The sequence below is a fragment of the Paracidovorax oryzae ATCC 19882 genome, assembly GCF_000687165.1.
Classification (GTDB): Bacteria; Pseudomonadota; Gammaproteobacteria; order Burkholderiales; family Burkholderiaceae_C; genus Paracidovorax; species Paracidovorax oryzae.
In genome coordinates, this window is sequence record NZ_JMKU01000032.1 from 38,636 (window position 1) to 48,844 (window position 10,209).

Genomic DNA, 10,209 nt, shown 5'->3' on the forward strand with positions numbered 1-10,209 from the left:
TCCGGGACAATGGCGCTTTCTCATCGCTGTGCATGGACCCCTTCAATTGACAGGCGCATCCGCCACCTTTCACCTCGCCGGTACCGAAGTCCACCTGCTCGCCGGTCATGCCCTCTGGTGGCCCGATGGGCGAACGCTGTTCGTCGCCGATGTGCACCTGGGCAAGGCCGACACGTTCCGTGCGCGCGGGCTGCCCGTGCCTTCCGGTACCACGCGCGACAACCTCGCGCGGCTTTCCGCGCTCGTGGCGGAGCAGGGGGCGCAGCGGCTCGTGGTGCTGGGGGACTTCCTGCATGCGGCCGAGGCGCGCTCGCCCGCCGTGCTGGCATCGCTCGCGGCCTGGCGTGCGGTGCATGCGGCACTGGAGATGGTGCTGGTGCGCGGCAACCACGACAGCCATGCGGGCGATCCGCCCGCGGAGCTGGGCATCGCGATCGTGGACGAGCCCTGGCCGCTCGGACCGTTCGCATGCTGCCACCATCCGCAGCGCCATGCAGCGCTGCACGTGCTCGCCGGCCATGTGCATCCTGCCGTGGTGCTGCGCGGGCCGGGCCGCGACGCGCTGCGGCTGCCATGCTTCGTGGTGGACGCGGCAGAAGGCTCCGATGCCGGTGCCACGCTGCTGCCGGCCTTCGGCGAGTTCACGGGAGGGCAGGTGCTGGCGCCGATGGCCGGCCGGCGGTTCTTCGCCGTTGGCGGTGGGCGAACATGGCCCGTGCCGGTGGCCGGTACCGACGCATCGCTGCGGGCATGACCCATCCTGCGGGCCCAGGCACCCGAGGGGCCTGCACCCGCCTGGGGATCCGGAGGCCCGAGTCCCGCCAACAGGGGTGCAGCCGGCCCTCTGCCCTGCGCCAATGCGCTTCGACCTGCCGGGCGCGAGCGGCATAGCCGGCTTGCCCCGGACGGCCCCGTAACTGGAGTGACGGCTACGGATGCCGACGGGCGTGCTCCGGTGCCTGCGGTTCGCGGCCCGACCTGCCGTGCCTGCGCATTGGCTGGAGGGCTGGGTTCACGTGATCGCGTCCTGGTGGATAGGCGCAGAGGACACATGGAGCGAACTCCGGGCGATTGCCCGCAAAGACAGAGGTCAGGCGTTGCCCCCACCGGCCGATGGGCCCGGGTCCTGGGGCCCGGGCTGCGGCGGGACGGGCCATGCATGGCCGGCAAGGGTTTCCAGCGCACGCTGCACCGACACCTGCCAGCGTTCGTAAACCTGGCGGCCTGCCTCGGCGTAGGCATAGGCGGCCGGGCTCTCGGGGTCTTCGGGGATGTCCTGGTCGTGGAACGGATCGGCGTCCCGGGCCGCCTCCAGCGGTTGGAATATTTCGGGGTGCAGCACCTGCATGCAGGTACGCCAGGTGTCGTGCTGCAGGATGAATTCGCGGTAGGCCTGCGGGTCCGCTGCCTGCTGCTGCACCCGGGACTTCAGGGCCTCGAGGTGTTCCTGGCCGAGCACGCTCATTTCCGCGCTCGTCAGGTGCTGCACGGTGTCCTTGGAGAGCTCCAGGACCTGCCGGAGCGCGGATTTGGCATGGGCCAGCGTCTCCAGGGGGTCCTTGCGCAATTTGTCCCTCTCCCAGGGGGGCATGTCGGTGCGCTGCATCATTTCGCTGATGAGGTGGCCCACGGCGGTTTCCAGCAGGGCCAGCCGGAACTGCTGGCTGGTCCACTGGTGGAGTTTCGCTTCGTTGAGCAGGCCGCGGCGCGCGGCCATCACCAACTGGATTTTTCGCACCGCCAGCATGACCTTGGAGAAACCCTCCAGAACGTTGTCCTGGCAACTGCCGAGAGCGGTCTGCGCAATCAGGAACACCTCGTTGCGCAATTCGGCATCCTGGGCCATCGCCGTGAATGCGACCTTCACCTGGTTTTCCATCTCGCGCCGTGCGGTGGCAGAAAGTTCGGGCAGGGCTTCCTGGTGCAGGCGTTCGAGCATCCGGGCAAAAGCCGGGGCGGCCTCTTCCTCGTCGAAGGCATGGAGATCCATCGCGGAGGTGCGGGCTGTATCGCCCAGCCAGGTCTGGAACTGGCTGCCCAGCGGTGCGCCCAGGTGCGCCAGGTCTCCTTCGAGGCCCCTGTCGTCCTCGTCGGATCCGCTGGCTTCGTTGTCCGAAGACGATGTGCGGCCGGCCTCGGGCGCGCCTGCCGGGACCAGAATGCGTTCGATCACGCGGGCTGCGGCAGGGCTGCCCAGCTGGAGGAAAAGCCAGAGCGAGCGCAATGCTTCCCCGACATCGTGCCCGGTGCCTTCCTGGTGGGCGAGAAGGGCTGCAGCCGCCTGGTGGATGCGTGGCTCGAGGTCCGGGCGTACCACGGCCGCCATGACCAAGGGAACGAATTGCGCCCGGCTCGGCGGCCCCTGGATACCCAATGCCGCAAGTTCCTGGCGCAGGGATTCGGGAGCCTGCGGGGCCGCCTCGGCCCGTGCGGGTGCGGCCTGCGGAGGACTGCCCGCCCCGGTGCTGGTCCGGGCACCGCCGGACGGCTGCGCGGGGGGCAGCGGCACGGCGGCGCGGGGCGGTCGGCTGGAAGGTCCCGCTTCCGCCGAGGGGGCGGCAGCGGCCTGTCGGGCCGGCAGCCGTCCCGCCAGGCTGGAACCGGCTTCCGTGGTGCGCGCTCTCACGCGCCGCGTCGGTGACGCATCGGAGCCGCTGTCGCTATCGTGGCGGGGGCTGCGCGCGCGCGGGCTCACATGGCCTGTGGGTTGGGTGGGAGGCTGCATGGGAACGTGATGTCCTGCCGTGCGCTGGCACGGGCGATGGCACCATGCTCGCGCGGCCGGCGCGGCATGCCCTGCGCCCATGCGCAGCAGATGGTCGATTCGCGAACCGACGGGGTGACAGGGCAGGGGGCTTTAAGGTCCGTCCGGCGGCGCACCGCCTCCCAGCACCGGCATGTCGGGCAGCTCATTGGCTCCGCGAGGCCCCGGGCCTGAGGGGAAATGCTCGGCCAGCAGCGCCGACACTTCCTCCAGGGCCTGCGTTAGCCCGTCCTCGTAGCGTCCGGAGCGGAAGGCTTCGCCCATGCGGGCGACCATCTCGCGCCAGGCCGCGGGCGGTACGGTCCGCGCGAGGGCCCGGTCGGCCACGATCTCGATCGCATGCTCGGCCAGCAGCAGGTAGATGAGCACCCCGTTGTTGTGCTCCGTGTCCCACACGCGCAGCTTGCCGAAGAGCGTGACGGCGCGCTCGCGCGCGGATGCCCCGCGCCATAGGTAGCTCGAGGGCAGGCCGCCTTCCGCGCAAATGCGTATCTGCCCCGTGTGCCGTGCTTCGCTGGCGGCCACGCGGCGCGCCAGACGTTCGAGCAGGTCGGGCGGCAGCGCGCGGTGCAGGCCGCCTTCCGCCCAGCGGTGGCGCAGGAGCCGCGCGATCCGGGCCGGCAGTCCCGGAAGGGGGGCCGGTGCAGGGGGGCGGGAGGTGGTGGGCATGGAGCGAGTCCGGTCCTGGAGGTGGATGGGGAAAGGGGGCTGGTTCAGAAGGGGCTACCAGTCGCCCGACGCACCGCCGCCGCCGAAGTCGCCACCGCCGCCCGAACTGAAGCCGCCGCTGTCGCTGCTGCTGCCTCCGCCCGAGCCACCGCTCCAGCCGCCCATGCCGATGCCGGTACCCAGGCCCGTGGAGAACCCGTCCCGCAACCCGCCGCGGCGGCCTGCCGACACGCCGCGTCCGCCGAAGAGCCATGTGTAGAGCAGCGCCACGGCGCCCGCCCCGACGGCCAGCAGCACGCTGGCCGTGAACAGGAAGGCGATGAGGCCCGCTGCGCCGCCCATGAGCAGCCCGCCCGCCCGGTTGCCGAAGAGCCCGCGGGCCATCGGGCCGCCGACCATCACCCCGAAGAACAGGAAGATCGCGAAATCGTTCCAGTCCACGCCGCGTTCGGCGCGGGCCGCCTGGGTATTGCCCGCAGGTGCAGGCAGGTTCTCTCCTGCGATGCGCGCGCTGAGCTGCCCGAGCGCGGCGTCGATCCCGCCCGCAAAGTCGCCTTCGCGGAAGCGGGGCTTCATGGTGCCGTCGATGATGCGCGCGGCGGCGATGTCGGGAATCGCCCCCTCCAGGGCCTTGGCCACCTCGATCCGCATCCGGCGGTCGTCCTTCGCGACCACGACGAGTACGCCGTCCCCCACGTCCCTGCGGCCGATCTTCCAGGTGTTGGCCACGCGGTTGGCGAATGCGGCGATGTCCTCCGGCGCCGTGGAGGCCACCATGAACACCGCGATCTGCGTGCCCTGGCGCTGTTCGATGCCTGCAAGGCGGGCTTCCAGCCGCTCGCGCTCCGCGGCGCCGAGCGTCCCGGTCTCGTCGATCAGGTGGGCCGAGAGCGGCGGCACCGCGCGCAGTGCCCGCGCCGGCAGCGCGCACGCCAGCCCGAGCGCGAGGCACAGCAGGGCCAGCAGGGTGCGCAGCGGTGCGGCGATGCCCGGCATGCCCGGATCACCTCAGCGCGAAGCCGGCGCAGCGGGCGCGGCCGGTGCAGGGCGGGAGAAGTCCACCGTCGGCGGCGTGCTGATCTGCGCCTCGTTCTGCACCGTGAAGCTGGGTTTGGGCTCGTAGCTGAACACCTTGGCCGTCAGGTTGGTCGGGAAACTGCGCGCGAGCACGTTGTATTCCTGCACGGTCTGGATGTACCGGTTGCGCGCCACGGTGATGCGGTTCTCGGTGCCTTCGAGCGTCACGCGCAGGTCGCGGAACGCCTGGTTGGCCTGCAGCTGGGGATAGCGCTCGGCCACCACCATCAGGCGCGAGAGCGCGGACGACAGCTCGCCCTGCGCCTGCTGGAACTTGTTGAACGCCTCGGGGTTGTTCAGCGTTTCGGGCGTCACCTGGATCGAGGTGGCCCTGGCGCGCGCCTCCACCACCTTGGTAAGGGTGTCCTGCTCGAAGGCGGCCTCGCCCTTCACGGTGGCGACGATATTGGGCACGAGGTCGGCCCGGCGCTGGTACTGGTTGAGCACTTCGCTCCAGGCGGCCTTGCTCTGCTCGTCCAGGCGCTGGAAGTCGTTGTAGCCGCAGCCCGAGAGGGCGAGCGCGGCGGCGAAGGTGGCGATGAGGCGTTTCATGGTGTGCGGGCGCCGGGCGGGATTGCGAACGTTGGGGCGACGTGCCCTGGCCGCTCCGGCGCCGGGCCATTCTGCCCCAGCCGCCGGGCCTGCCGCGTCAGCGGGCGGCGCATGTGGCGGATCGGCCGCCCGACGGGCAGGATGCGCGGCGCGGCCGAATTTCCGACAATGGCGCACTTCCCGATCCGGCCCCGCAGGGGCCCCGATGCCAGGACACTCCACGATGAGCACACGCACTCCCTACCGCGCCGCCCTGGTGGGCGGCTCCGCCGACGAGACCGAGGCCGCGTTCTACGAGGCGCTGCAGGCGGGCGACATCGACCGCCTCATGGCCTGCTGGGCGGAAGAGGACGACATCGTCTGCGTCAACCCCGGCGGGCCCCGCCTGCTGGGAGCGGGCGCCATCCGGGCCGCCTTCACCGCCATGTTCGAGCACGGCGGGCTGCGCGCCCGGCCCGCGCAGGTCCACCGCGTGCAGGCCCTGGCCAGTGCCGTGCACAGCGTGGTCGAGCATGTCGAGGTGCGGATGGAGGGCAGCATGCGCGAGGCGCTGGTGCAATCCACCAACGTCTATCACAAGACCCCGCAGGGCTGGCGGCTGGTCGCCCACCACGCGAGCCCGGGCACCGTCCACGAGGCCGTGGCCGGCCCGGTGCCGCCGGTGCTGCACTGACCGGCCCGGAGCGCACCGGCATGGACTATGTCGCGCCCCGGTGGCTGCCCGGCGGCCACCTGCAGACCATCTGGCCCGCGCTGGCATCGCGCCGTGCCGAGGGCAGCGCGCCGGCCTACCGCCGGGAGCGCTGGACCGCACCGGACGGCGATTTCGTGGACGTGGACTTCCTGGACGCGCCCGCCGCGGCACAGGGTCCGCCCCGGCCGCTGCTGGTGCTCTTCCACGGGCTCGAGGGCTCGTCGCGCAGCCACTATGCCGAGGCGTTCGCCGACGTGGCGCGCACCCGCGGCTGGGACTACGCCGTGCCGCACTTCCGGGGGTGCAGCGGCGAGATCAACCTCGCGCCGCGCGCCTACCACTCGGGCGACCACGAGGAAATCGACTGGATCCTGCGGCGCATGGCGCAGCGGCAGCGGCCCGGCGGTGGGCCGGACGGACCCCGCGCTCCCCTGCTCGTGGCCGGAGTGTCGCTCGGCGGCAATGCGCTGCTGCGCTGGGCGGGCGAACACGGGCAGGAGGCCGCACGCAGCGCCGACGCCGTGGCGGCCATCTGCTCCCCGCTTGACCTGGCCGCGGGCGGCCGGGCCATCGGACGGGGCTTCAACCGGCTCGTCTATACGCGCATGTTCCTGCGCACCATGGTGCCCAAGGCCCTGGCCAAGTGGCGCCAGCATCCGGGCCTCTTCGACCGCGATGCCCTGCGCGCGGTGCGCGACCTGCACGCCTTCGACGATCTGTTCACGGCGCCCCTGCACGGCTTCCGCGATGCGGACGACTACTGGCGCCGCGCATCCGCCCAACCCCTGCTGGGCGCGGTGCGCATTCCGGCGCTGGCGGTGAATGCACTCAACGACCCCTTCGTTCCGGCGGACAGTCTGCCCCGGCCCGGGCAGGCCGGCACCCACGTGACGCTCTGGCAGCCGCCGCATGGCGGGCATGTCGGTTTCGCGTTCGGGCGACTGCCTGGCCATGTCCGGGCCATGCCCGAAGCCGTCGCCGGGTGGCTGGCCCGGCAGGCGGGGCTTCCGGACGCACATCCGCCGGGACACGCGCCTACGCCCGAGGCGGTCGCGGCGGGCTAGGATCGGCCCATGGATGACATCGTCAGGCAGGCCATCGCCAAGTGGCCCAACGTACCCGATTGCTATGGCTGGCTGGGCCTGGACGCGCGCGGGCGCTGGTTCATGCGGGACGACGCCGTGCAGGCGCAGGGCCTTTTCCCCCAGGCGCGCGGCGCCGTGCTGCAGCATGACAAGCTGATCGATTTCATCCACCGCAATTACGAGCCCGATGCCCGGGGCCGCTGGTTCTTCCAGAACGGACCGCAGCGGGTGTACGTGGAACTGGAGGCCGCACCCCTCGTGTGGCGCATCGAAGGATCGGAGGAGGACGGTGGCGAGTCCGGCTTCTCCATCGTGGCGCACACCGGCCTGCGCTCGGCCGTGCAGGAGTGTTTGCTCGACGAGGCCGGGCGGCTCTACCTGTTCGACGGCCGGGTCCTCGGCCTCGTGCACACGCTCGACATGGAACTGGCCGCCCGTGCGGTGGAGCAGGGGCTCTGGACGCCCGTGGACGTGCGCGCGGACGAGTTGCCCCGGCGCTACGGCTATGTGCAGCGTCCCTCGGAACTGCGGGACTGACCTCTGGTGGGGCTCCGAATGAAAAAGCCGGTCGCACGGACCGGCTTTCACTGCAGGCGGAAAACCTGGCGCCGTTACTTGGCGGCGTTGGCCATGTATTCCACGGTGGCGCGGATTTCCGCGTCCGATGCCTGGGTGCCGCCGCGGGGAGGCATGGCTCCCTTGCCGGCGATGGCGATGCGCGTCATGCCGTCGATGCCGTCCTTCAGGCGCTCGGCCCAGGCGGCCTTGTCGCCGAACTTGGGCGCACCGGCCACGCCGGCCGCATGGCATACCTGGCAGGCCTGCTTGTAGAGCGCTTCGCCCGCGCCGGCTGCCACTGCGGCGGCAGGTGCCGCAGCTGCGGCCGGGGCTGCGGTCGCGGGGGCCGCAGGGGCCTGTGGCGCTGCGGCCATGGCGGGTGCTGCGGGAGCCGCCGGGGCCGGTGCTCCGGATGCGCCCGCCGCCGCGGCCTGGGCTTCGGCGGGAGCGGACGCGCCACCGGCGGCGGGGGCAGCCGGTTCGGTGAACTTGGCTCCGGCCGCGTTCGCCATGTAGGCCACGCCGCGGGCGATCTCGGTGTCGTTGAAATCGCCGCCGCCCTGGGGCGCCATGGCGCCCTTGCCGGCCAGCGCGGAATGCACCAGCGCTTCGAAACCCGTCTGGATGCGTGGGCCCCAGGCGGCGGCATCGCCGAACTTGGGTGCGCCGGCGGCGCCCGTGGCGTGGCACGCGGCGCACTGGCCCTTGAAGACCTCCTCGCCGCTGCGCAGCGGCCGGTTGGCGTCCCGTACTTCCACCATGCCCACCTTCTGGATGCGCTCGGCCAGCGCGCGCTCCGGGTTGCCCGAACCCTGGGCCGGCTTGTTGCCCGAGGTGACGTAGATCACGAGGCCGATGATGGCGAAGACGGGTACCACGAAGCAGAAGAACACCGTCCAGAGCAGCTGGCGAGGGTTCTTGATCGGGCCGGTATGCGCTTCTTCGTGGGGGGTGTCGCTCATGAGGGGGACCTCTGTGGGTATGTCTGGCGGAACCAGCGGACGATTATAGGAAGCGCCTTCCGGGCCGGCCGTTAGGGAAAACGGCCAGCCGCAACACCCTTGCGCTGGGTCAAGGAGCCCGTTCAGTGGCCCCAATAGCGGTACGGCGGCGTGTAGCGCCACACGTCGGTGTTCCAGACCTGGCCGCCGCTGCCGCCCTCGCAGGCGAAGCCGAAGCCCGAGAACACGTACATCTCGCCCATCACCGTGGCCGCGCTGGTGCGCTTGATGCGCGGAAACGCGTCGCCCTGCGGCGTGAGGCGCCGCCATGCGGCCGCGTTCAGGTCCAGCCGCCACAGCGCGTTGGTGGGGTTCTGGTTGAACTGGGCTCCGCAGCCCGTGGTGCCCCCCGGCTGGTCCCCGCCGGCGAGCAGCAGGCCGCTGCCCAGCAGCGCATCCGCTCCGTGGTTCTGGGGTGGATCGACGTCCTCCCCCGGCGCTGGGGTGACCTGCCTCCAGGTCAGGGTCCGCAGGTCGAGCGTCCAGGTGTCCCGCAGGAAGACGAATCCGCCCTGGCCGGTGGTGGCCTCGCCGCCGTAGAGCGCGACCTGCCCGCGCCAGGGCTCGCCGGTCACGGCGCCCGAATAGCGGGGCGGGGGCGATCCCGGCGCGCCGTGGGGCGAGAGCGGGGTCCAGGTGCGCGTGGAGACATCGAAACGCCACAGGTCGTTGAGCGTGCGGAATCCGGCCTCCACGCCGCCGAACACGTAGAGCTGGTCGCCCGCGCGCCAGACCGTGGGCCATGCCCGCGGGCTGGGGGCCGGTGCATCGCCGGGGGCCACCCCCGCCAGCGCTTCCCAGCGTCCGGCCCGTGCGTCGTAGGCCCAGACGTCGCCCAGTGGCGTGAAGTCCGACAGGTCCGCGGAGTAGCGGGCGCCTCCGAACACCACCACCCAGCCGCGTTGCGGCATGGCCACGCCGCCGGAGAAGGCGCGCGGAGAGGGCACATCGCCCGCGGGCACCAGGCGCGTCCAGCGGTTGGCGTGCACGTCGTAGCGGTGCAGGTCGTTCAGGAAGTCGTTGGTGCCGGCGCGGAAATCGTCCTTCACGCCGCCAAAGAGGTAGATGGCTCCCCGGAGCGCCGCGGTGACCGGTGCGCTGCGCCCGGACGGGGCGCCTTCGCTGGAAAGCCGGGTCCACACGCCGTCGTCCTGCGGGCCGGGCTTGGGGCCTGCCGTGGCGGCACAGGCCGCGAGGGCGCAGGCCATGCCGACGAGGCTCCTGCGGCGCACGGCCGGCCCGGGGCTCGGCCGCTGAGCGGCGGAAGGCGGGTGGCCGGAGGGGGTGGACGATGGCATGCGCATGGCTGGCTTTCTCCCTGCTGTTCTGGTGTGGTCGGGAGACGGACGGTAACGGCGCGCTGGAAAGCTGCAAGCGGCCTTCCGGCATGCAGTGCATGCACGTCCGTTGGGATCGGGCCATCCCGCCGCCGGAAGGGATGCCCAAAGAAAAGGCGCCCGAAGGCGCCTTGGAAGGACGGAAGGCCGTCTCTCAGAACGTGTTCAAAGTCTCGCCTGACTGATATGAGAAGCTCGCTGGATGAGAAAAGGGTACCCCAGCGATATCAAGCGCGAGCAGTTTGACGTGATCCGGCCCTTGCTGGAGAGTGCGCGCAGGAAGACGGCCCCCCGCAGGGTGGATCTGTACGAGGTGTTCTGTGCAGTGCTGTACCTGCTGCGCACGGGCTGCCAGTGGCGCGCGCTGCCCAGCGACTTTCCCAAGTGGCGAACCGTGCACTCGTACTTTGCGATCTGGAGCGAGCCGCGCGAGGGTGGCAGCCTGCTGGAGCAGGCTTTAAAAAAAACAGGT

The 10,209-nt window shown here is 71.4% G+C and carries 11 protein-coding genes; 5 read left to right on the plus strand and 6 right to left on the minus strand.

The features are described from left to right. Positions 1-46: 46 nt before the first annotated feature. Positions 47-754, plus strand: coding sequence for a ligase-associated DNA damage response endonuclease PdeM (gene pdeM, locus T336_RS0119895; protein WP_026433841.1), 708 nt, complete (start codon positions 47-49; stop codon positions 752-754). Between the two features lie 336 nt (positions 755-1,090). Here pdeM and T336_RS0119900 read toward each other — a convergent pair whose 3' ends face one another. The 4 genes from T336_RS0119900 to T336_RS0119915 all read right to left on the minus strand — a co-directional run bounded on the left by T336_RS0119900 (position 1,091) and on the right by T336_RS0119915 (position 5,062). Then, positions 1,091-2,509 carry an NEL-type E3 ubiquitin ligase domain-containing protein gene (locus T336_RS0119900; protein ID WP_167333662.1) on the minus strand — a complete coding sequence of 473 codons (1,419 nt, stop codon included), beginning with the start codon at positions 2,507-2,509 and terminating at the stop codon, positions 1,091-1,093. A gap of 348 nt (positions 2,510-2,857) precedes the next feature. Continuing rightward, the gene (locus T336_RS0119905; protein WP_019703881.1) at positions 2,858-3,433 is read right to left on the minus strand and encodes a TPM domain-containing protein; all 576 of its coding nucleotides are present in this window, start codon (positions 3,431-3,433) and stop codon (positions 2,858-2,860) included. Positions 3,434-3,487: 54 nt separating this feature from the next. Beyond that, the gene (locus T336_RS0119910; protein ID WP_026433843.1) at positions 3,488-4,429 is read right to left on the minus strand and encodes a TPM domain-containing protein; all 942 of its coding nucleotides are present in this window, start codon (positions 4,427-4,429) and stop codon (positions 3,488-3,490) included. Between the two features lie 12 nt (positions 4,430-4,441). Next, entirely contained in the window at positions 4,442-5,062 is a 621-nt protein-coding gene (locus tag T336_RS0119915) for a LemA family protein (protein ID WP_026433844.1), read from the minus strand. Positions 5,063-5,285: 223 nt separating this feature from the next. On the opposite strand from T336_RS0119915, the gene T336_RS0119920 reads away from it, so the two are divergent. From T336_RS0119920 to T336_RS0119930, 3 genes are read left to right on the plus strand one after another with little or no spacing between them, the layout of a single operon-like run. Further along, positions 5,286-5,735, plus strand: coding sequence for a YybH family protein (locus T336_RS0119920; RefSeq protein WP_013592946.1), 450 nt, complete (start codon positions 5,286-5,288; stop codon positions 5,733-5,735). Positions 5,736-5,755: 20 nt separating this feature from the next. After that, the gene (locus T336_RS0119925) at positions 5,756-6,820 is read left to right on the plus strand and encodes a YheT family hydrolase (RefSeq protein WP_019703884.1); all 1,065 of its coding nucleotides are present in this window, start codon (positions 5,756-5,758) and stop codon (positions 6,818-6,820) included. A 9-nt stretch (positions 6,821-6,829) separates the two neighbouring features. Next, on the plus strand, positions 6,830-7,378 hold the full coding sequence (locus T336_RS0119930; RefSeq protein WP_026433845.1) for a DUF2946 family protein: 549 nt from the start codon (positions 6,830-6,832) through the stop codon (positions 7,376-7,378). Between the two features lie 74 nt (positions 7,379-7,452). Here the strand turns inward: T336_RS0119930 and T336_RS0119935 are convergent, their stop codons facing one another. Both T336_RS0119935 and T336_RS0119940 read right to left on the minus strand, forming a co-directional pair. Then, positions 7,453-8,361, minus strand: coding sequence for a c-type cytochrome (locus T336_RS0119935; RefSeq protein ID WP_026433846.1), 909 nt, complete (start codon positions 8,359-8,361; stop codon positions 7,453-7,455). 122 nt (positions 8,362-8,483) lie between these two features. Next, positions 8,484-9,698 (minus strand): Kelch repeat-containing protein, encoded by a 1,215-nt coding sequence (locus tag T336_RS0119940; protein ID WP_244884002.1) that lies wholly within the window; start codon positions 9,696-9,698, stop codon positions 8,484-8,486. A gap of 241 nt (positions 9,699-9,939) precedes the next feature. Between T336_RS0119940 and T336_RS0119945 the strand changes: the two genes are divergently transcribed. Then, positions 9,940-10,209 (plus strand): IS5 family transposase (locus T336_RS0119945; RefSeq protein WP_026433848.1); only part of this gene is annotated, 270 nt, incomplete at its 3' end.